General features: G+C 60.6%; 18 protein-coding genes. 12 read left to right on the top strand and 6 right to left on the bottom strand.

Annotation, left to right across the window (positions count from 1 at the left end; all coding sequences use genetic code 11):
* Positions 1-35 precede the first annotated feature (35 nt).
* On the top strand, positions 36-824 hold the full coding sequence (locus tag Q0C17_RS14940) for a glucose 1-dehydrogenase (protein ID WP_291207970.1): 789 nt from the start codon (positions 36-38) through the stop codon (positions 822-824).
* Between the two features lie 13 nt (positions 825-837).
* Complete coding sequence (locus Q0C17_RS14935) at positions 838-1,605, top strand: SDR family oxidoreductase (protein WP_291207968.1); 768 nt, start codon at positions 838-840, stop codon at positions 1,603-1,605.
* Between the two features lie 95 nt (positions 1,606-1,700).
* Here the strand turns inward: Q0C17_RS14935 and Q0C17_RS14930 are convergent, their stop codons facing one another.
* Complete coding sequence (locus Q0C17_RS14930; RefSeq protein ID WP_291207966.1) at positions 1,701-4,064, bottom strand: TonB-dependent receptor plug domain-containing protein; 2,364 nt, start codon at positions 4,062-4,064, stop codon at positions 1,701-1,703.
* Between the two features lie 205 nt (positions 4,065-4,269).
* Between Q0C17_RS14930 and Q0C17_RS14925 the strand changes: the two genes are divergently transcribed.
* Genes Q0C17_RS14925 through Q0C17_RS14915 form a run of 3 tightly spaced genes read left to right on the top strand, consistent with a single transcriptional unit; the run spans position 4,270 to position 7,836 of the window.
* On the top strand, positions 4,270-5,820 hold the full coding sequence (locus Q0C17_RS14925; protein WP_366914835.1) for an AMP-binding protein: 1,551 nt from the start codon (positions 4,270-4,272) through the stop codon (positions 5,818-5,820).
* Between the two features lie 7 nt (positions 5,821-5,827).
* Positions 5,828-7,009 (top strand): acyl-CoA dehydrogenase family protein, encoded by a 1,182-nt coding sequence (locus Q0C17_RS14920; protein ID WP_291207964.1) that lies wholly within the window; start codon positions 5,828-5,830, stop codon positions 7,007-7,009.
* On the top strand, positions 7,006-7,836 hold the full coding sequence (locus Q0C17_RS14915) for a hypothetical protein (protein WP_291207962.1): 831 nt from the start codon (positions 7,006-7,008) through the stop codon (positions 7,834-7,836). The genes Q0C17_RS14920 and Q0C17_RS14915 overlap by 4 nt, the downstream gene beginning before the upstream one ends.
* A 41-nt stretch (positions 7,837-7,877) precedes the next feature.
* Here the strand turns inward: Q0C17_RS14915 and Q0C17_RS14910 are convergent, their stop codons facing one another.
* Together Q0C17_RS14910 and Q0C17_RS14905 are read right to left on the bottom strand one after the other, a co-directional pair.
* Positions 7,878-9,245 (bottom strand): ATP-binding protein, encoded by a 1,368-nt coding sequence (locus Q0C17_RS14910; RefSeq protein ID WP_291207960.1) that lies wholly within the window; start codon positions 9,243-9,245, stop codon positions 7,878-7,880.
* A complete protein-coding gene (locus Q0C17_RS14905; protein ID WP_291207958.1) occupies positions 9,235-9,915 on the bottom strand; it encodes a response regulator transcription factor in 681 nt (226 codons plus the stop codon). The genes Q0C17_RS14910 and Q0C17_RS14905 overlap by 11 nt, the downstream gene beginning before the upstream one ends.
* Positions 9,916-10,150: 235 nt before the next feature.
* Here Q0C17_RS14905 and Q0C17_RS14900 point away from each other — a divergent pair, with 235 nt between their 5' ends.
* Entirely contained in the window at positions 10,151-10,999 is an 849-nt protein-coding gene (locus Q0C17_RS14900; protein ID WP_291207956.1) for a class I SAM-dependent methyltransferase, read from the top strand.
* A 432-nt stretch (positions 11,000-11,431) separates the two neighbouring features.
* Positions 11,432-12,727: an FAD-dependent oxidoreductase gene (locus Q0C17_RS14895; protein ID WP_291207954.1), complete on the top strand. Its 1,296-nt coding sequence runs from the start codon at positions 11,432-11,434 to the stop codon at positions 12,725-12,727.
* A gap of 104 nt (positions 12,728-12,831) precedes the next feature.
* Here the strand turns inward: Q0C17_RS14895 and Q0C17_RS14890 are convergent, their stop codons facing one another.
* Positions 12,832-13,461: a TetR/AcrR family transcriptional regulator gene (locus Q0C17_RS14890; RefSeq protein ID WP_291207952.1), complete on the bottom strand. Its 630-nt coding sequence runs from the start codon at positions 13,459-13,461 to the stop codon at positions 12,832-12,834.
* An 82-nt stretch (positions 13,462-13,543) separates the two neighbouring features.
* Between Q0C17_RS14890 and Q0C17_RS14885 the strand changes: the two genes are divergently transcribed.
* The 4 genes from Q0C17_RS14885 (at position 13,544) to Q0C17_RS14870 (ending at position 18,038) form a co-directional block, all read left to right on the top strand.
* Complete coding sequence (locus Q0C17_RS14885; protein WP_291207949.1) at positions 13,544-14,563, top strand: VOC family protein; 1,020 nt, start codon at positions 13,544-13,546, stop codon at positions 14,561-14,563.
* Positions 14,560-15,399, top strand: coding sequence for a fumarylacetoacetate hydrolase family protein (locus Q0C17_RS14880; RefSeq protein WP_291207947.1), 840 nt, complete (start codon positions 14,560-14,562; stop codon positions 15,397-15,399). Before Q0C17_RS14885 ends, Q0C17_RS14880 begins: the two co-directional genes overlap by 4 nt.
* 3 nt (positions 15,400-15,402) lie before the next feature.
* Positions 15,403-16,857 carry a bifunctional 3-(3-hydroxy-phenyl)propionate/3-hydroxycinnamic acid hydroxylase gene (locus tag Q0C17_RS14875; RefSeq protein WP_291207946.1) on the top strand — a complete coding sequence of 485 codons (1,455 nt, stop codon included), beginning with the start codon at positions 15,403-15,405 and terminating at the stop codon, positions 16,855-16,857.
* A gap of 101 nt (positions 16,858-16,958) precedes the next feature.
* Positions 16,959-18,038, top strand: a complete 1,080-nt coding sequence (locus tag Q0C17_RS14870; protein WP_291207944.1) for an FAD-dependent oxidoreductase — start codon at positions 16,959-16,961, stop codon at positions 18,036-18,038.
* Between the two features lie 477 nt (positions 18,039-18,515).
* Here the strand turns inward: Q0C17_RS14870 and Q0C17_RS14865 are convergent, their stop codons facing one another.
* On the bottom strand, positions 18,516-18,905 hold the full coding sequence (locus tag Q0C17_RS14865; protein ID WP_291207941.1) for a hypothetical protein: 390 nt from the start codon (positions 18,903-18,905) through the stop codon (positions 18,516-18,518).
* 503 nt (positions 18,906-19,408) lie between these two features.
* On the opposite strand from Q0C17_RS14865, the gene Q0C17_RS14860 reads away from it, so the two are divergent.
* Positions 19,409-20,269 (top strand): DUF6671 family protein, encoded by an 861-nt coding sequence (locus Q0C17_RS14860; RefSeq protein ID WP_291207939.1) that lies wholly within the window; start codon positions 19,409-19,411, stop codon positions 20,267-20,269.
* 164 nt (positions 20,270-20,433) lie between these two features.
* Here Q0C17_RS14860 and pyrC read toward each other — a convergent pair whose 3' ends face one another.
* Positions 20,434-21,519: a dihydroorotase gene (gene pyrC, locus Q0C17_RS14855; RefSeq protein WP_291207937.1), complete on the bottom strand. Its 1,086-nt coding sequence runs from the start codon at positions 21,517-21,519 to the stop codon at positions 20,434-20,436.
* Positions 21,520-21,744 lie beyond the last annotated feature (225 nt).

The following is a 21,744-nucleotide window of genomic DNA, read 5'->3' as shown; positions in this document are numbered from 1 at the left end:
GATTAATATAATATATTGGTCGAGGAGGAATTGCATTGTCGGCACCTGGAACACTGGGCCTCGAAGGGCGCACGATCATCATCACGGGCGCGGCGCGCGGCATTGGTCTTTCCGCCGTCGAACGATTCGCTGACGAGCGCTGTAAGATTCTCGGTTTTGATCTTTCAGGTAGCGACTTTACAGGTGTCCGGGAAATCACACGGCGCGCGGGCGCCGAAGTGATCACACTTGAGGGCGACGTCTCTCGCGAGGCGGACTGGAGTCGCGCCATGGACACTGCCCTGAAGACCTGGGGGCGGTTAGACATCCTCTTCAACAATGCAGGGATCTCCGGTCCGACGCTGGATCTGACGCGCTATCCTGTAGATGCCTTCGACCGGGTCATGGATGTCAATGTGCGCGGCGTTTTTCTGGGTATGCAGCACGCCGCCCGGCACATGAAACCGCTTGGGCGGGGCGTCATCATAAATGTCTCCTCGATCTCGGGCTCGCGTGGCGGCGGAAACATCTTTGGTTATACCGCAAGCAAGTATGCCGTGAACGGAATGACCCAATCCGCTGCGGTGTCGCTGGCCCGGCACGGCGTTCGCGTACTCGCCGTTTGTCCATGCCCGACGCGCACGGACATGATCTATGAGCTCGAACGTCAGGTCTCTCCTGAAAATCCCGCCTCAGCCCGGCCCGGTCTCGCCGCCGGCATACCGATGAAACGCTATGGCGAGCCCCACGAAATCATCAACCTTGTCGCCTTCCTTGCAAGCGACCAGGCCGCGTTCATGACTGGCGCGCTGGTCCCGGTAGATGGCGGCTGCCTCGCAGACTGAACAGGAGACAGCAGTGGATTTGAACCTCGAAGGAAAGAAGGTCGTCGTCACCGGCGGCAGCCGCGGGCTTGGCCGCGCAATTGTAGATCAGTTTGTCGCAGAAGGCGCCGAAGTGAGCACTTGTGCCCGCGGAGAGACCGGCCTTTCAGAAGCGCTCCGCGCCTGGCGCGGCGCCGGAGGCACAGTGCACGGCGCGGCACTCGACGTTCGGGATTCTGCAGCCTTTCGCGCCTGGATCGACCAGGCTGCGGCTGACATGGGCGGGATAGACATCCTCGTAAGCAATGTCTCGACCCGGCTTCAGGGCAGCGACGAAGCCTGGTGGCGCGAATCGTTCGAAACAGATTTTCTCCAGCACGCGCGCGCCGTCGAACAGGCGTTGCCCCACCTCAAGTCAGGGCGATCACCGAGCATTATCTTCATATCCTCGATCGCTTCGGTTCTCACCAATCTTCCGCCGGACGAACTCGCCTACGGGGTTATGAAGGCGGGGCTTGTGAACTACGCCGGACAGCTGTCAGCGCGTCTCTCGCGCGACGGGATCCGCACAAATGTCATCTCGCCGGGTCCGATCCACTTCGAAGGCGGGACCTGGGACGCGATACGCAGGGCCAATCCCAAACTCTTCGAAGCCGCCGCCCGCCTGCCCCAGCTCGGCCGGCACGGCACGCCGGAAGAAGTTGCAAAGTCGGCCGTTTTCCTTGCAAGCCCCGCGTCCTCCTACACCACAGGTGTCAATCTTCGGATTGATGGCGGCGCGGTGCGGACCGCCAATTTCTAAAAAAGAAAGGCACCCGGCAGATCGGCCGGGTGCCTTAGGTGAGAGCCGCAATGGACGGGAGGAAATCTTCTGCGCGGCCCGGTCTGGAACGAGGTTCAGAAGTCCTTCGTCAGGATCACGCCATAGGTTCGCGGCTCGAGGATCCTTGCATTCCGGTATCTTCCGATCAGGGCGTCTTCGATGATGATATTGGTGATGTTATCCTCATCCGTCACGTTCTTGACGTAAGCGCTCACCGACCAACCCTTGTCTGCGCTGGCGAGTTTTGCCTGGAAGTCAAGGAAACCCCACGCATCGATCTGGTCCGTTGGGATGTTGAACTCCCGCGCGAAGTATTCGCTTTGCCAGGCCGCATCCGCCCGAAGGGTTGCCTGCCAGTCATCGCGCCCGACATCCCAACTGTACTGACCGCCAACCTTGATCTTGAACTCCGGAGAGTGCGGCAGCTCATTGCCTTTCAGGTTGATGAACACTTCCGGGGTGGTGGCCGTGGCACTTTGTGCCGGGTTGGCGGCGTCCACCGTCGCGAAGTCTCCAATCTCAGTATTGAGATACGAAACGTTAGAATCAAGCAGCCATCCATCGGCAGGAGCCCAGGTAAACTCACCCTCAAGCCCCCAGACGGTCGCATCCGCATTTGACGTCAGAAAGGCAGCATTGATCCGCTGCGCAAGCTGAAGGCCTGCATAGTCGTAGTAGAAGCCGGAAAGGTTCGCGCGCATCGAGCCATCGAGAAGGGTATTCTTTGCACCCAGTTCGAACGCTGTGACCGTTTCCTCGTCGAAGCTCGGCTTGACATTGCTTCCAGGATTGAGGCCGCCGCTCTTGAAGCCTGTTGAAAGAGAAGCGAAGAGCAAGGTCTCGTCCGTCAACGGCAGGTCAGCCTTGTGATCAATCGCAACCTTGCCCGTCCACTTGTCACCTTCAAGATCTGCGACTGTGAAAGGCCGCAGCGGTGAAAGGACGATTGCACGGGTCCGGATGGATCTTTCTTCTTCGGTATAGCGGGCACCGACGGTCAGCTTGGTGTCCGGACCCAGGTCCACATAGCCTTCTCCAAACAAGGCCCAGGCTTCCTGGCGTGACTCAGGCGTTTCAGTGTTCACGAACCAAGTCTCAGGGGGACGCCCAAGCGCACGCTGCAGGTATTCGATTGCCGGATGCCAGGTTCGAAATGAGTTCGATGCCTTGGTATCTGAATAGAACACACCTGCCACAAAGTTGATTGGCCCTTCGAGCTGAGAACCGAGTCGCACCTCCTGCGTCCAGGTCTGGTTATCAGCGGCAAAACTGTCCGTAGTCCGAAGCTGGTTCGTCGCAATTACCGTATCTGCGTTCAGGCGATAGGTCAGCGGTGCTGTAAAGCGGTATGGCAGGGCCGAGTTGTCCCAGTCTGTCGTGCCAAGACTTTCGTTCCAGTTGAAGCCAGTGACTGAGGTCAGGACGAGGGAGCCAAAGTCATGGTCGACGTTCAGCGTCCCATAGAACTGTTCCGCGTCATAGGTCGGATCATAGTCGGCTGAGACCTGCCGAAGGTCGGTTGGGTTGGGGGCGCCAGCGTAAATCAATCCGCCCGAGGCAACCCCTGTGAACCCGATAAGGCTCTGGAGAATCGTCGTCTGCGACGCGGGCGAGTCCACACCGAGTGACGTCGCGCTGCAACCAAGTACGGGGTCGGCGGTGCAAAGGCGCTTGGTCTCGCGCGCGCGCGAGCTGTTCTCCTCAAAATACCCGAGGACGAGGTCGGCCTGAGTATTGCCGAAATCGAGGCTCGTCGTGCTGCGGAGTGCCCACTGGTCCCGGTCATCGATATTGTTGCCGGTAAACAGGTTCTCGGTGAACCCGTCTCGCTTCTGGCTATACCCCGCAAAGCGCTGACCAATGCCGTTTGCGAGCGGGATGTTCAGAGCACCACCAACCCGGACCGTCTCGAAGTTCCCAAGCTGCAAGCTGAGATCGCCGCCGAAGGTATCATCCGGCTTGCGGGTAATGATGTTCACCGCGCCGCCCGTCGTGTTGCGGCCATACAGCGTGCCTTGCGGTCCTCGCAGGACTTCGATCCGTTCAAGATCGAAAAACTCGTTCTGTGGCACCTGCCCGATCCCGGCGAAGTTGATGAAAGCGCCTACACCACCGCCGCCGATCCCGCGAATTGTCAGGTTCTCGTTGCCAACGAGCACGGCGTTCGGGATCGATAGCTGCAGGTCGGTTGCATCCTCAATCTGCGCCCGCTCGAGCGCTTCGTCGCCGAAGGCGCTGATCGCAATCGGGACATCCTGGATCGACTCTTCCTTCTTCTGGGCAACGACGGTGACGGTTTCGAGCCGCCTGTCCGAAGCCCCCGCTTCGGCAGCCTCCTCTTGCGCGTGCACAACCGGCGCAAGAAGGCCCGCAAGTGCGACAGCGGACACGGATGCGGCCAAACGCGATCCGCTCAGAATGGATTTCCTGTTGTTCATATTTTCCTCCCTAAGGCGTCGATGCCCTTATTATACGTTAAGTCAATAAAGAGTCGCGGACGGCCTCGTCAAGGGTTATTAAAATGATCGTCAGCAACGCGACAGGGAAATTGAAGAGAATCAGGACCGAACCCCGGGCCCAAGGTTGCGGCCGCCCCCGGGGTTTATTATACTTCTCGTCAATTAAAGGGACGGAGAAACACAGATGACGATGGAGGAGGCTGTCTCACACGGCATGATGAGTGCGATCCATGCTGCTCGCTGGCCAGACAGGGTGGCTGTTCAGGATGTCCGTTCCCACCGAACCTTCAGAACCCTGCATGAGAACGCAAATCGGTTGGCGCGGGTGTTCCGGGACAGCGGCCTGCGCCCGGGAGACGGAATTGCGCTCATGTGCAGCAATCGGTGCGAATTCGTCGAAACCTTCCTTGCGAGCCAGCGCACGGGTCTCAGACTGACACCGGTGAACTGGCATCTTTCGGACGCCGAAGCTTCCTACATCGTCGAGGACTGTGAAGCACGTGCAATCGTCGCAGAGGCACGCTTCATGACCGCTGACTTCACCGCGCGCCTTGGTTCGACAGTCCTGAAACTCACAGTCGGCGGCAGAACACCCGGCTGCGAAGATTTTGATGAAGTCATTGCCTCCCACAGCGGAGCGGAACTCGAAAGCCCGGTGCATGGTACGATCATGCTCTACACCTCCGGAACGACTGGACGCCCCAAAGGGGTCCTGCGCAGGCTCCCTGAACCAGTTTCCCCGCAGCTTACGGGGACATTTGCGGCTTTTGATCCGGGGACGGACGTCCAGCTCTGCTGCGGCCCGGCTTATCATGCTGCGCCGCTCCTGTTCGATATTCGCTGGCCTCTTGCCTCAGGCGTCAGAATTGTACTGCTTGACGGCTGGGATAGCCGGCAGGTCCTCGAGATCATCGCACGCGAGAGTATCACTCACGCGCACATGGTCCCGATCATGTTCCAGCGTCTTCTGGCCTTGCCTGCAGCAGAGCGAGAGCAGTTTGATATCCGATCGGTCCGGAAGATTTTCCATGGCGCAGCGCCCTGCCCGCCGGAAGTCAAGCGTGCCATGATCGACTGGTTCGGACCTGTCCTGCACGAGTACTATGCCGGCTCCGAAGGCGGGGCGGGTATCCATATAACTGCGGAGGAATGGCTTAGGAAGCCAGGCAGCGTGGGCCGCGTACCGGGCGACGGATCCGTCCGTATCCTTGATGAAAACGGCACGCCTGCATCTTCCGGAACGGATGGCACAATTTATCACCGGGCAGACCCGATCAATCCCTTCGAGTACTTCAAGGCTCCCGATAAGACGGCGGCGCAGAGCCGCGACGGCTACTTCACATTAGGCGATATCGGTCATGTTGACGAGGATGACTTTCTCTTCCTCACCGGCCGCTCCGCCGACTGCATCATCTCTGGCGGCGTAAACATATACCCTCAGGAGATTGATGACGCTCTCGCACGGCATCCGGCCGTCGCCGATGTTTGCACAATCGGCGCACCAAACGACGAATGGGGCGAAGAAGTGCGCGCCGTCGTCCAGCTGAAGCCTGGCTATGTCGCGAGCGAAGGTCTTGCATCGGAGATACTGGAAACTGCGTCCCGAACGCTCTCCAGGTTTAAGCAGCCCCGCTCCGTTGAGTTCGTGGAAGAACTTCCGAGGCTGCCCAGCGGGAAAATTTCACGAGAGCGCGTTCGAGCTCCCTACTGGGCAGGCCGAGAGAAGAGAATCTGAGGGCGCTATGGAATACAGGTTCACAAAGGCCGAAGAGGACTTTCGCAAGGAAGTGCGCTCACTTGTTGCGGGTCATTTCCCCCCGTCCCGGCCCTACAATGATTCACCTGCACACAGGCAGGAATGGGTCAATTCACTGCTCGCAAGAGGTTGGGCCGCCTACAAATGGTCAACCGAGTTCGGCGGTCCGGGCTGGAGCGCAACCCAACGCTATATCTGGGAGCGGGAGACAGCCTCCAACGGCGTGCCCGCGCAGCTCGGCGGTATGGGCATGATGATGCTCTCGCCGATACTGCAGGGATACGGCAGCCCCGAGCAGTGCGCGCGTCACCTGCCAGGCATTCTGGGGAACGAGGTCGAATGGTGCCAGGGATACTCAGAGCCAGGTGCCGGTTCGGACCTTGCCGCGTTGCGAACGCGTGCGGACCGAGATGGAAATGACTATGTTGTGAATGGCGAGAAGATCTGGACGAGTTGGGCGCACATAGCACATTGGATGTTCTGCCTTGTACGGACGCAGGAAACGGAGCGCCGGCAAGAGGGCATCTCGTTCCTGCTGATTGACCTGTCTACTCCCGGCATCACCATCCGGCCGATTCCGACGATTGACGGAATGCACCACCTCAACCAGGTCATCTTCGAGAATGTTCGTGTCCCGATAGAAAACCGGATCGGTGAAGAAGGTTTAGGATGGACCTACGCCAAAGGTCTCCTCACCCATGAACGGACAGGGCTGGCAAACATTTCACTTTCCATATTTCTCACGCGCCGCCTGCGAACCGAGCTGGCGAAGCAGGATACCGCGGGCGAAGAGGCAGGCTCAGAAGAGAGTATCCTGAGCCGGCTGTCTGAACTCGAAACGGAGCTTTCCGCCTTGGAAGCAACAGAGCTTCGCGCCCTGTCGGAACTCGAGGCCGGCGAAGTTCCAGGACCATACACTTCGATCCTTAAGCTCAAGGGAAGTCAGCTTGTGCAGCGTGCTACAACACTCTTTCTGGATGCCGCCGGCTTCTGGACCATGCCGTTCACCCGGGAAGCACAGGCCTGGAACGCGCTCTCCATGCCAGGACCTGAATGGGCAGCGCGCGAAGTCAGCCGGTACTTTTCCGGGCGCGCCGCCAGCATCGCGGGCGGCACCGACGAGATCCAGAGAGAAATCATCACGAAGCATGTGCTGAGGCTGAAATGACCAGGACTGCATTCGAAACCGACGGTAACGGCACGCTTTTCAGCCCCTGGAAGACACCGGTCAACATTGCCGCAGAAGCGGAAGGCTCGATCCATAATGACGGCACCGCGCAGCAACTGGGGCTCGAGGGAGGCTGGATCGCAGGTTCTATCCACATGGAGCAGTTTGCTCCCCTGCTTATTGAGCGCTTCGGGGAAGCCTGGCTGAGCGCTGGCACAATGTCCGTGTACTTCCGCAATGCGACGCTCTCTGGACAAAGTGTCAGGGCGCGTCTGATGCCTTTCGACAGGATCACAGGGTCTGCCCGTCTCGAGATGGAGGATGAAGCGGGCCGGATTGTCTGCGAAGGATCAGCTTGCCTTGGAGCCCCCAAAAGCCAGACACTCCTGGGCGAGCGGCTCGCGGCCAGACAGGACACCGGTCCGGGGCCCTTGCTTGCAGGTGTCAAGATCGGTTCGAGGGTCGCAGGTATACCGTCGCGGATCCCGGAGGAGAGACTGCGGCAGGACCTTCCCGGCATCACTGCGCCCATCGAAGCCTATACCTCTGGGGCACTTCCTACGAATCTCGCCGTAGATGTACTACGCGCGGTAGAGACGCATCTCGTTTGCCTGCCGGAAGGCAGTGTCGGCCTCTATGGTGGCATCGAGCTACAAATGACCGACGGTCCGCTGAAGGCAGGCGTGACTTATCACTGCAACGGCGAAATTGTTGCGGTCGGCCAGACCCCAAAAACTGAGACCTTGTGGTATTCTGCGGAAGTATTTGAGCAGCAGAAGCTTAAGGCCAGAATGTTGATGCTGAGCCGGATCATGCGGCTCGGATAAGCCCTTCTGTGCACTGCAGTGATGCGCTTGAGAGTTGGATGTCAGCAGTGTCCCTGGCTTTCAAAAACCAGGTTTGCAATCAGGCCGGACGGGGTTGCGGGCAGAAGCTCCAACCGGCCTCCATGCGCCGCCATGATCCGATTGGCGATCGACAATCCCAGTCCCGCTCCACCTGCTTTCTCGCCAGGCCCGCGGACAAAAGGCTTTCTTACGTCGTCCAGACACAGGCCGGACAAGCCTGGCCCGCAATCCCTTACCGAAATCAGCAGAGGATCCTGGCTTAGGGCGATGACAACTTCCGACCCCCTCGGCGCATGCTGAACCGCATTCTCCACCAGGTTTCCCAGTGCAATCGCCAACGCATCGGCCTCGGCCTGCACAAGCGTCCTGTCGGACAGGCGTTCGAACGCGAGCTCAACCCCGGCCTGACGGGCCAGAGGATCAAGACGCGTGATGACGTTCACGATCAGCTGCTCTGCGTCTACGCGTTGCAGCGGGCTGACACGAAGACGGTCTGCCAGTGCCGAGGTCAGCATCTGTTCGCACAGCCTTATCAGGGCGTCGATGTCAGCTCGCAAGGCTGACAGATCAACCTTCTCCTGATTGACTTCGAGATTCGCCTTTATCGCCGCGAGCGGCGTTCGCAGCGTGTGTGCGGCATCGAGCATGAACTCGCGCTCTCGCTCCATTACCTCTCTCAACCGGTACAGAGTCGCGTTCAGCGCCGTTGTCAGCTCACGGACTTCACGGGGAGCATCCTCGAGTTCGATAGGCTCAACATCACGAAACGCTCTTATGGATCTTGCCCGCTTCTGAATCTGGATGAGCGGCTTTAGCGTTGCATCGATAATTCGCCGCGACGCCAGAAGCATGAGAAGCGCAAAGGGCAGGATGGGCAAAACGATGTGGACGAAGATCTCACCGAGTATCAGCCAGAGCAGCCGATTGGCAGGATCACTCAGTGCGATAACCTCGACGGCACAGGACCGGCTGTTGCAATTGAAGCGCTTGCCAGCAACCCAGCCGCCCGCGTCAAGTGCATGGGTCCACTCATCCGCTTCGGATTTGGGCACACCCGATACTGCACTCCAGTCAAACCGCGAGCTTGCCAGAACCCGTGACTGATCGTCGGTAACGCGCCAACCATAGGCCTCCGGATGCTCGTCAAAAATCTTTTCGCCTATCGCCCCTTCATCCAGAGCGGCGATGCTGTTTGAATCCAGAGTACTGATCTGTCTCGATATGCTTTCTGCGCGTTCGAGAACCTTTCTCTGACGAAGATCTGAAGGGTCGCCGCCATAGTGAACTGCAACGACCAGAGACGTCATAACAGTGACCGCGCAGGTCACCCAGACAAGCCGCCCGCGCATGCGCGCCGCCAGGGACCATAGCCGGGCATTAACTGACATCGCCAAGTTCCAGAATGTAGCCGACCCCACGCACGGTACGAACAGTCGCTGTTGCCCCGCCACTTTTCAAGATGGCACGCAGGCGGGAGACCGATGCTTCCAATGCGTTCGGGCCCGCTGCCGTATTGAAATTGTAGAGCTCGTTTTCGAGGAAGGCTCTGGAACAAAGTCTTTGCCGGCGTTTGAGCAGGGAATGGAGCAGTTGCAGTTCCCGGCGGGCAATCATGATGGGGTGACCCTGTATCCGGACTTCGCCCTTAGCCATGAAAAGTTCGATGTTTCCGAAGGCCTCCTCCGCGGCGTCCAGCGACGCGGGACGCCGCAGCAGAGCGCGGCACCTCGAGAGGAGTTCGGCAATCGCGAAAGGTTTGACGAGGTAATCATCTGCGCCGCGATCCAGGCCATCGATCCGATCATTCAACCCGCCCCGGGCTGTCATAACAAGGACCGGCATATGATTACCCGACGCCCTGAGGCTCTTGAGCAATTCAAGACCGCTGCCATCCGGCAAACCCAGATCAAGAAGCACCAGGCTGTAATCGGCGCAGGCAAGGGCAGCGCGGGCATCGGCGAGGCTGACGACCCAGTCCGGACTGTAGGCCTCCCTGGACATCGCGTCATGAAGGCTTTGTCCGAGCCTGAGATGGTCCTCGACCAGAAGTACGCGCATATCTCAGTCCGTCAGCTTCTCATCAGAAAAGTATTGCAGCCTGGGCCCAGGACCCTTGTGCGAGCAGATACTGATGAGCAATTTCTTCCAAAGCGTCATCCCTTTCACAGCATATCCCTACGCAGGCGAGGCGATCATCTGCAACCTCTGCGGCAGCCACGCAAGAACAGTGATCTGCGAGACCGACCGGCGCTGGAAGAAGCTCAGAACTGTCGCCTGTTCTGACTGCGGACTGATGCGGACCGACCCGATGCCGACAGACGCGGAGCTCGATCACTACTACCGAAATGAGTACCGGCTCGATTATCAGATGGCCGGCAGTCGCCCGCCCAAATTCCATCTCGTCAGATCAATGCGGGAAGCACGAAACCGTGCGGCACTTCTGGCGGACGCACTGAAACCGGGCGCCCGGGTCCTGGACCTCGGCTGCGGGACCGGGGAGTTTCTCAAGCTTGCAAAGGACAAAGGCTGTGAAGTCATCGGCATAGAACCAGGGCGCACCTATGCGGAGTTTGCCCGTTCTGAGTATGGGATCGATGTCATCAATGCGCCCTGGCAGCAGGCCGACCTGCCACTGGGCGGATTTGACGTTGTGACCTGCCAACAGGTCGTCGAGCATCTGCGTGATCCGATGGCCGCCCTTGCAGCCATGGCGCAATGGCTAAAGCCGGACGGTCGGCTTTACATCTCTGTCCCCGATATGCGTGCGAATGACAAACCGAGCTTCGAGAGGTTTCACTTCGCGCATATCTACGGGTTTACGCCAGAAACGCTCGACGTCGCTCTTCGGCTGAATGGCATGGTTGCCGTCTGCGCAGGACCGCTCATGACAACCACGGCAGTGTTCCGCAAAGACGCGGATCTCTCGCCCGGGTCCATCATCATTCAGGACCCGGCCCGGGCCGCACGGCTTGCCGCCAGCTACCGGGCGGACTCGGTTGCGGCCCACGTATTGGGGGGGGGCTATTTTCGGCATGCTGCTCGCCGTTTCCGGAAGTGGCGCCGGGATACTTTCCAGCCGAGAGAAACAGGATCTCCGTCAGCTAAGGGCGCGCCGGCAATCTCCCAAACGTCAGGCGGCTAGACCTACGCGGAACACGAGCCCGGGGTCGAACAAGCCCCCTCAGGCCTTGCACGGCATTTACCCGGGCCGGGCTGGAAGGCCCAGGCAAGCGCCGCCCTGCCAGTTTGGCCGGACCACAAAACAGTGCGGCGTGGTCCGAGGCTGTTCTCAGTTGCCCGATCACGGCGCCGCTCCGGCAACGCCGCGATCCGTAGGCATTTCCCCTTCGGAAGAAATCGAGCCGGGCGGCCGGACTGCAGTGACGCTGCCGGTTCTGGAGTGTTACGCCGGAAGCCAATTTGGCCCCTGGCTGTCATTGGCTGAACCTTTCAGGTTTCCCGCCTGATCCTGATAGCCGGGCGCACGCCTTAAGCCCTGTTGAACGGGTATTGGATTTGCTATCCGGGCTGGATGCTGAGCCGGCGAAAAGTGATTGGAGGCTTGAGCGCCGCCATGCTGACCCATGTGCAGGCGTCGTGCGCCGGGCCGCAGGGCGCAACGCTCGTGATCGGCGCCGGTATTGCGGGGCTTTCGGCTGCGCGGGCGCTGAAAGATGCCGGGCGCAGTGTGACGGTTGTTGAAGCCCGGGATCGCATCGGGGGCCGCATTCATACGAGCCGGCTTTGGCCGGATATCCCCGCTGATCTCGGAGCTTCATGGATCCACGGCGCTGAAGGCAATCCGCTGGCCAGGCTGGCGGCACTGGCCGGCGCGCCGACAGTGAAGACAAGCTATGAGAGCGCACAGCTTCATGTCGCAGATTCGCTACGGGCTATCGGCGTGCGTGGCCGTGGTGACGCCTGGGTCAGCGGTGTTGTCGATCGCGCTATAGAGGCTGCCAGGCGCGCTGACCACGACCAGTCGCTGCGCGGCGCGATTGACCACGTCAGTCCTCCCGCGCGCCGGTCCGCCATTCAACATGCGCAACTCGAGTTCCATCTCGCCGGAAACTACGAGCAGGAATTTGCTGGCGCCGCCGCGCAACTCTCCGCCTGGAACCACGATGACGGCGAGCAGTTCGGCGGCGATGATCTGCTTTTTCCCGGCGGTTTCGATCAGATCCCGCGCTTCCTCGCGCGCGGTCTCGACATTCGACTGAACTCGGTTGTGTCACAGGTGCGCTGGAGTGAGCGTGGGGTCGAGCTTGTCCTCAGCACAGGAGAGGCGCTTCGCGCCGACCAGGTCATTGTCACGGTGCCGCTGGGCGTGTTGAAGAGCGGCGCTATTGGCTTCACGCCGGACTTGCCGCCAAAAAAGCGCGAGGCCATTGCGCGTCTGGGTATGGGTTTGCTCAACAAGCATTTCCTGCGGTTTGATCACGTCTTCTGGCCAGCAGACTATGACTGGCATGAACTTGTGAAGGAGACGCCGGGCCGATGGTCGCAGTGGGTGGGCCTGGCGAAGACAGGAGCGCCGGTCCTGCTGGGGTTCACCGGCGCGGATGCCGCGCGCGCAATCGAGCCGCATGACGATCAGGCCATTGTGGCCGAAGCCATGGACGCGGTGCGCGCGATGTTCGGAACCCGGTCGCCCGAGCCGGTCGGGTGGCAGCTGACGCGGTGGAGCGCGGATCAGTTTGCGCGGGGATCTTACTCATTTAGTGCCGTCGGCAGCGGTCAGGCTGACAGAGACGAGCTCGGACGCACTGAAGCCGGCGGCGTGCTGCGCTTTGCGGGCGAGGCCTGCAGTCCCGCCTACCCCGGCACCGTTCACGGTGCGTTGCTGAGCGGCCGCGCCGCGGCCGCGTGAGCAATTCTCGGCGTTGGCAAGATTTCGCCGGATTTCAGCCCAGGCTCCCGAAGACGAGCGGGAGAGGAGCTTGCCGGTCGCCGGAAGCGGCGATGTGAGCCAGGTCAGACCGCGTTATTGCTGCTGACGCTTTGCTTGTTTGCGATCGCTGCGGCGCGCTTTGCTGGCACACCGAGACCGGTGAGGCCGAGTACGAGCATGTCTGACAGACGGCGGTCTGCTTCGCTGAGAGGGATGCGGCCAACCAGGGCATCCTGCATGAGAACCTGACACAGTCCCAGCCAGAAGAGCACGCCAAGTCGCTCGGCTTCCGGTCGGAGCAGATTGCGCGATGCAGCCGCTTCGATGTCTGCACGAAGGCCGTCGTTCAACGGATGCTCGCGCATTGTCGGTGTGCCCATGCTGCGCAAAAGCGCCATGCTTCGCTTCGGCTGCCTGATCGCAAACTCGAGGCCCACACGCATTCCGCCGGCAATGCGCTCAACCGGATCGCTGACTGTTTCATTCGCCTTGGCGACCAAAGCTTCAAGCTCAAGCCTGACTTCCTTGGCAATAGCCGCGGCGAAGTCGTTTTTATCTTTGAAGTGATTGAAGAAACTGCCCTTCGCCACGCCGGCTTTGGCGACCAGGTCATCAATCGGGATGGCGTCGATCGGCCGTTCGACAAGCAGGTCGAAACCCGCAGCCAAAAGGGCAGCACGGGTGCGGGCGGTGCGCGGGGATCGATCAGACATACCCGATACCTAGTTGACTGCCTGGTCAAATTCAAGATATTTGACTAAATAGTCAAAGTATCGGTCCCTCCTGGAGCGCACAATGCCGGTGATCAAGATTGAGGATATTGCCCATGTCCGGTTTTCGGCGCCGGATCTTGGCGCCATGCGATCCTTCCTCGAGGATTTCGGCATGATCTGCTTTGAGGAGAACGAAAAGCTTTTCGGCAAGGGACGCGACGGGCGCCCCTTCCTGCATGTCACTGAGCCCGGCGCGGCGAAATTTGTGGCTGTCGGGCTGCGCGCTGCATCCGTTGAAGATCTGGAATTGCTTGCGGCGTCGCAAGGAAAGCAGGTCGAAGATCTGGACGAACCGGGCGGCGGCAAGATTGTTCGGCTGACCGATCCTGACGGCTACCGCGTTGAAGTCATCGCCGGACAGGCAAAGCAGGAAGACGCCCGCCCTGTTGCAGACCTGCCGCGCAACACCGCCGCCGAGAAGTCTCGCCTGCGCCAGAGCGTTCGGTTTGGCGCGTCTCCGGCGCATGTCATTCGCATCGGCCACGCCGTGCTTAAAGTCAGTGACTTCCGGGCATCTGAAGCATGGTACAAGGACCGCTTCGGCTTCCTTACCTCGGACGAAGTCGAGGCAGCCACCGATGTCCCGCTGGGCGCCTTCATGCGCTGCGACCGCGGTGACAGGCCCGCCGACCACCACACCCTGTTTCTGGCGCAGCTGCCGGGCGAACTCGGCCTGCTCCACGCAGCGTTCGAAGTGGCCAATCTCGATGACCTGATGCTCGGCCATCAGTTTCTGAAATCCAAGAAACGCATCGCGGCATGGGGCGTCGGCCGCCACATCATGGGCAGTCAGATTTTCGATTACTGGAAAGATCCATTCGGAAACGAGCTTGAACACTGGACCGACGGCGATCTGTTCACGGCGGCCGACCCGCCGCAGAAGATGCCGATGTCCGCCCTGCTTGCGGTTCAGTGGGGCAGCCCGCATCCGATGTTCGCAGGCAAGATGCCGCCGCCACCGGCCTTCGTTGCGTTCGTCATGGCCCTCATGATCCGAATGAAACGGCTGTTCCGCCGCCAGCCAAAAGGGACCCTCACATGAAACTCGCCACCTATACCGCCAATGGCCAGACCCGCTGCGGCATCGTCGTCGGCGACCGCATCATCGACTGCGGCCTGGGCGCCACCATGCTCGATATCATCCGCGATTGGGAAGGACTGCGTCCCGCTCTAGAGGCCCGGGCAGCTGCCGGCGGCGGCGTGCCTCTGTCTTCGGTCAGGCTGGAGGCGCCGGTGCTGCGCCCGGGAAAGATCTTCGCCATCGGCCTCAACTATGCCGACCACATCGAGGAATCGAAGATGGAAACCCCGCAGCGGCAGGTCTGGTTCACCAAGGCGCAGACCAGCGTGAACGGGCCGTATGACGATATAGAGATCGCTCGGGGCACCATGACCAACGACTATGAAGTCGAACTCGTTGCGATCATCGGCAAAGGCGGCAAGCACATCAGCGCCGCGCAGGCCCCGGCAGCAGTATTTGGCTACTGCGTCGGCAATGATGTCACCGAAAGAATGTGGCAGCACGCGACGCCTCAATGGTCGCTGGGCAAGAGTTTCGATACCCATGCGCCCTTTGGGCCATGGATCGTCACGGCCGACGAAGTTGGCGACCCGCACACGCTGGGCCTGCGTTGTTTCGTCAATGGCGAGAAGCGCCAGGATTCCAACACCCGCCACCTCGTGTTCAATATCTGGCAACAGATCGAACACTTGTCGCTCGGCATGACGCTCGAGCCCGGTGACCTCGTGTTCACCGGCACGCCCGGCGGGATCGGCGCCGCCATGGACCCCCGCCAGTTCCTGAAGCCCGGCGATGTCGTGCGCTGCGAAGTCGACGGGCTCGGGCATATTGAAGGCGCCATGGTCGCAGAAGGCTGACCCATGGCATTCGATTGCGATGTCCTCGTCATCGGCGGCGGCCCAACCGGTGTGACCTTGGCGATCCTGCTCGCGCAGCGCGGCGTGAAGGTCATGGTGGCGGAGAAAGAGCCGGACATCTACCCGCTTCCGCGCGCCGCGCACATCGACCATGAATGCATGCGCATCCTACAGGAGGCGGGTGTTGCCGACGAGGTGATGAAAACCAGTCGCCAGGTTTCGCGCTATGATTTCCTCAACGCCCGGGGCGAGGTTCTCATGCAGTTCGAAGGGGCAGACCGTATCGGCCAAGGCGGGTGGCCGGCTGCAAACATGATCCACCAGCCCAGTGTCGAGGCCGCGCTGAGACGGTCGTTGGAGTCTCAGGAGAAAGCCGCGCTCCATACACAATCGGGACTGAAATCCTTCGACGAGGATGATGAAGGCATCACGGCACGTCTCGCTTCGCCGGGCGGCGAACGCCTTGTGCGTGCCCGCTACCTTGTCGGCGCGGATGGTGCGCGCTCGCCGGTTCGCAAGGCATCGGCCATTACCTTTGAAGATCTGAGTTTCGAGGAACCGTGGCTCGTGGTCGATGTCTTCGTCGATGATTATTCCAGACTGCCAACGGCAAACCTCCAGATCTGCAATCCCGAGCGCCCGACAACCTGTGTGCTCATGGGCGCAGGACGCCATCGCTGGGAGTTCATGATCCTGCCGGGCGAGACCGCCGATCAGGTGAGCGATGACGCCTTCGTTGAAAAGCTGCTCGAGCCCTGGAAGGTCAAAGGCGCTGTTCGGATCGAAAGGAAAGCGGTCTATACATTCCGTGCACGGATCGCCCGGGAATGGCGAAAGGGGCGCGTTCTGCTTGCGGGCGACGCGGCACATCAAACGCCGCCGTTTGCCGGACAAGGCATGTGTTCGGGTTTGCGCGATGCCGCAAATCTTGGCTGGAAACTGGCCGCCGTGATCGCAGGCAACGCAGACGGCAAACTGCTCGACACCTATCAGCCCGAGCGCGAACCGAATGTTCGCGCGACCATCGCCATGGCCATCATGATGGGCCGTATGGTCTGCACGACCAGCAAATGGTCCGCCTTTCTGCGCGACCTGAAGTTCAAATTCGGGCGCCTGCTCGGCAAGTTGCCCGCCTCGCCGCCAGACTATCCGCCGATCTCCGAAGGGCTGATCGCCTTGGGTAGCGCCGGTGCGGGAAGCTATTTCCCGCAGGCAATCGCAGCTGACGGCGCGCGCCTCGACGCATGTACAGGCCGCGGCCATTGGCTTGTGTCACGCGCCGATCTGGCCGAGGAAAGCATCGCGCCCTTCGCTGCCCAACTCGCCGTTTGGTTCGACAAGGCCGGAGCAGAAGCCGTCCTGGTCCGTCCAGACCACTATGTGTTTGGAACCGGACGTCCTGAGACTTTGGTGCAGGCCTGGGACAGGGCGATCTCGCACAGTCCTGGCGGCAGATAAGTTGATGACAAGAGCCAGATGGGCGCCTGGATCGTGGCCACCGCGGCAGAGGATCACTCATTTTTCGGTGCGGCGCACCGTCAACAGAACCGGAGGGCTGAATGAAAGTTGCCATCATTGGAGGAGGCTATGCCGGATTTAATCTGGCGCATCTCCTGGACCCACATGTCGATGTGACGCTGATCGAGGCGCGCGAGGCGTTCGTGCACAACGTCGCCGCGATCCGGGCGATTGTTGAACCCGGACTGCTGGAAAAAATCGTCATTCCCTATGATCAGCTGCTGAAGCGAGGCCGTGTGATCCGTGGCCGCGCGGTGTCGATCGATCGCGATCGTGTCAATCTGGCGGATGGGTCCGGGATCGAGGCAGACGAAATGATCATCGCAACCGGGTCTCGGTATGCGGCGCCTTTCAAACCGCAAGGCGACAATGCCATCGAACAGGCCCAGACCTTGCGCGATACTGCCCGGCAAGTTGCGGCGGCCAGTCAGATCATCATTGTGGGTGCCGGGGCGGTTGGCGTCGAGCTGGCAGGCGAGATCAAGGCGAAGTATCCGGACAAGTCGGTCGCGCTTGTGTCCGAGCAGGCGCGGTTGTTTCCAATGTATCCCGCAAATCTCCACGCCAAGCTGCTGAAGCGCCTGTCGGCCCTCAAAGTCGCCCTTCACCTCGGCCAGAAGGCGAGCGGACTTGCCCGAACAGACATGCCGCATGTCGGCGAGACAACGCTGGCTGATGGAACCCGGCTCGCCGGTCTGATCATTCCGGCAATTGGCGCACGGATCGCCGACAGTCCGGCGCACGACTTGCCGCACATCGACCGAAAGCCCAATGGACAGATTGGCGTTGATCGCTGGCTGCGTCCATCGAGCCTGCCCAATGTCTTCGCCATTGGCGATCTGGCCGCCACCGGTGAAGGCATGACCGTGGTCGCCACCCTGCGTCAGACGCCCTGGCTGGCAAAAACGCTTCGCAAGATGGCAGGCGGCAAAGACATTGAATCGCTTCCTGCCTACGCGCCGTGGAAGACAGCACCGATCCTGCTTCCGCTAGGACCGAAGAAAGGGGCCAGTGTACTTCCGGTCGGGCAAGGCCTGGTCGTCGGTGACGGCTTAACTTCAGCCATCAAAGGCAAAGACCTTTTTATTCCCCGGTACCGGAAGGAGTTTGGCCGCAGCTGATTGAGGCAGGTGTTCGCCATGGCCGGGGTCTGAACGCCTGAAGGGCAGCGCATGACGACCTCCGGCGTTTTCCGCCGGGCGCCTTCCAAGCAATCCACCGATCGCACTGCGGTGAACCCTCCGTTCAGGGAACATCGCGATTTTGCGGCATCTGGCCCGCAGGTCCCGTCACTGCCTTTTTGCCGGGCCTGCGCTGTCTGCCTTTCGCTGAAGCCTTGGTTCCGGCACCCGCCTGCAGACGGGCTCAGAACCAGGCGGCGCCTGCCGCCTTGCGACAGGGTGGACGATACTGCCTGCCTTCGGCTGTGTGCGCCGTGCCTTCCAACTCAACTTTGCAGAGTTGGGAGGCACGGGCCTGCCTCAGAAAACATCGCGCAAGACATGGGCAGCAGGCCTCAGGGCGCTCAATGCCAGCGCCTGCTCCGGGCAGCTGCAGGCTGACTGTTGTCCAGTCGGCCCGGCAGCGTAAGAGGCGAGCTAGTTCCCAGCCTCGCTGATCGCGCCCTGAACAGCGGCTTTTGTTGCACATTGCACGAGTGCGTCGCGGGTCTCCGCGTCAACTCCGCCGGCTGTCTCCACGGCCGACTGCAGGCCCTGGCCGTTCAGGCTTTCGCTGACGACATTCTTCAGCGTCTCGAGATGTTCACCGGTGAGCTCAGCCCCCAGACTGTCGCTCACGCAGCCGCAGAACACCTCGGATTGCCCGGCCAGCACGCAGGCCGTCTTGGTATCCACGGCGCCGCTTGCCGCTTCGAGAGCCTGCCCGCCGAGATCGAGCGCGCCCTGCTTCACGTTCTGCAGGTCTGCCGCATCACCGCAGGCCGAAAGTACCAGTGCAAGCCCGGCAACCAGAACAGTACGTATCATGTTTTCCCTTTCGCTTTCTGTGCTTGTCAAAGACCCTGATCAGCCGGACGCCGTGACGAGGCTTGATGGGTCATTTGTTTTTGGTCTGCAGCAGCACTTGGATACCGTTGGGCATTGCTGCAAGGGCCTTGCGAAGGACCCGGCGAAAGTGTCGCGATACCTGGTCCGTGGGCACGGACATCCCGGCGCCGGGCTGTTGCGCGGTGGTGCGCCTACAGATGACTGACAAGCGGAAACTGTCCTGACCGGCGCGTTAAGGGACCGACGGACCGAAGTCACCCTGCCGGGCGCTGAGCCGGATGATCGGCGCCTCACCGGCCCTGAACAGGCGCCCAGCGCTGAGGGCGGACACCTGCGCGAGAAATAGAATCTGAACCTGCGTCAGCAGCTCGCCCCTCTGGCTCTGGCGAAATCAATCGGGTAGCTTGCCGTTCGGAGGGCAGCCCCCTCGCCGAGTGACACGCAGGCGGCCTCGAGCATCAACCGCGCGAGGAATATTTCTGATGGAAAGCCGTAAATCCCCCCTGGCTGGTCGTCGCGCGATCCTGGCTAGCATGCACGGAAAAGAACGCGCGATCGGTCCGGTGTTCAAAGAGATTCTGGGCGTCGATATCGAAGTTCTTGGTGATCTTGACACAGATCAGTTCGGAACTTTCTCAGGTGAGGTCGAGCGACCAGGGACAATGGATGAAGCGCTTGTCGCCAAAGCCAGGCATGGCCTGAAAATCTCCGGTCTCGATCTTGCAGTTGCGAGCGAAGGGAGTTTCGGGCCGCACCCGCAAATGCCGTTCATTCCGGCCGGCCTCGAGAAACTGGTACTGATTGACGCGAAAGCGGGCCTTGTCGCGATTGAGCACAGTCTCGATATGTCGCCCTGCTATGCCAGCTGGGAGGCCAGATCCCTGAGCGATATCGCAGACCGGGTTCATGCTGCCGGCTTTCCGCGGCAGGCGATGATCGTGCGGCCAAACGCCGGCTCGCCGGCCCGGGTCCAAAAGGGCATCCAAGACTTTGAGCACCTGGAGGCGTCGATCGCGCAAGCGGCGCTTGCCTCCAGCGACGGGTTGGCCCTCGTTCAGACCGACATGCGCGCGCATTTCAATCCCAGACGAATGAAGTCCATCGAGTCGCTGGCCAGGAAGTTTGCAGACCGCCTCAGTCGGGCCTGTCCGTCTTGCGAAGCACCCGGCTGGGGTGTGAAGCGAACCGAGCGAGGATTGCCCTGCAGCTGGTGTGGCGCTCCGACAGAATGGGTACTGAATGAAGTCATGGGCTGTTTCGTCTGCGATAACGAGCGGCCGGAGCTGCGCTCAGACGGATTGTCTGAAGCAGATCCGGCCCATTGCCCGTACTGTAACCCTTAGTTTCTTGCCGCCGATATCTGCCGCGTCCAGGCAACCGGATGAGACGGCCGGATTGACCCTGCCTGTCGCTGACGAAGGTGAGCGCTCACCGCGGCGCGCAAGTTCCGGCTCTTCGTGGTCAATGCCGGAGCCGCAGCTAAGCCGGACTTTGGCGCATACGCCTCTTACCCGGAGAAACGCCAAGCCAGAGTAGAGCCCGCATGAAACGGGACAATTTCAGTTGCGGCCAAACTCAGGCGGCTTGGGACCGACTGGGCGGCGCGCTCCAGAACTATTTGATCCTGGTTGAGCGGAAGCCCATAGAATCGGGGACCGTTTTCAGAGGCAAAGCTTTCAAGGCGATCCAGGGCCCCTTCCTCCTCGAATACCTGAGCATAGCTTTCGAGCGCATGAGCCGCGCTAAAAATTCCTGCGCAGCCGCAGGCTGACTCTTTGTCATGAACCGCGTGCGGGGCAGAATCGGTGCCCAGGAAGAACTTTGAGGATCCCGACGTTGCTGCCTTGCGCAGCGCCAGGCGATGATGTTCGCGTTTGGCGACGGGCAAACAATAGAAGTGCGGACGAATGCCGCCGTCAAACATGGCGTTGCGATTGAAGTCGAGGTGGTGGGGCGTGATGGTCGCCGCCAGAGTCGCCGGCCCCTCCGCGACAAAGTGCGCTGCTTCCTGCGTGGTAATGTGCTCAAAGACGATCTTCAACGCCGGAAAGTCCTGGATCACTCGCGACAGTATCCGCTCAATGAACACGGCTTCCCGGTCGAAGATATCGATATGCCGGTCCGTCACCTCTCCATGCAGCAATAGCGGCATGCCAATGGTCTGCATGACCTCCAGCACGGGGTAGATATTGCGAATATCCGTCACCCCATGGCGGGAATTGGTTGTGGCATGCGCCGGATAAAGCTTGCACGCCGTGAACACGCCCTTGGCGAAGCCAGTCCTGACCTCGGCCGGATCTATGTCATCGGTCAGATAGCAGGTCATCAGCGGTGTAAAGGAATGTTCCGGCCTGACCGCCGCAATGATGCGCGACCTGTAGGCTTCAGCCGCCGCGACCGTTGTGATCGGCGGATCCAGATTGGGCATGACAATCGCCCGCGCAAACTGCCGCGCGGTAAAATCGGCAACAGCGGCAAGCATGGCCCCATCGCGCAGATGTACGTGCCAATCGTCAGGTCGGCGTATGACGAGACGGTTTGGGGCGCTGGCACTGCCAAGCTTCGATGAACCTGATTGCAATTTTGATTGCATGACTGACCACCTGAGATACGGATCGTGCGAATGCCTTGCTGCCAAACGCCGCGACAGGGCTTAGACCACCGCGTTGTCATCGAGGCAATGGTGCGCCTTATACACGCTGGATCTGGCGAACATAGTGTCTGTTCGGGGGGCTTCGTGACCGAGCGACGCCCATGTCGCGTTTGACGACCCGCTTGATTGGATCGCAGCCGCCTCCGGTTCGGCAGGACGTGCCGG

Origin of the sequence: Hyphomonas sp., from assembly GCF_022844445.1 — a bacterium.
Lineage (GTDB): Bacteria > Pseudomonadota > Alphaproteobacteria > Caulobacterales > Hyphomonadaceae > Hyphomonas.
The sequence above is the reverse complement of the archived record's forward strand: the minus strand, read 5'-3'. Positions and strand labels throughout refer to the sequence as shown.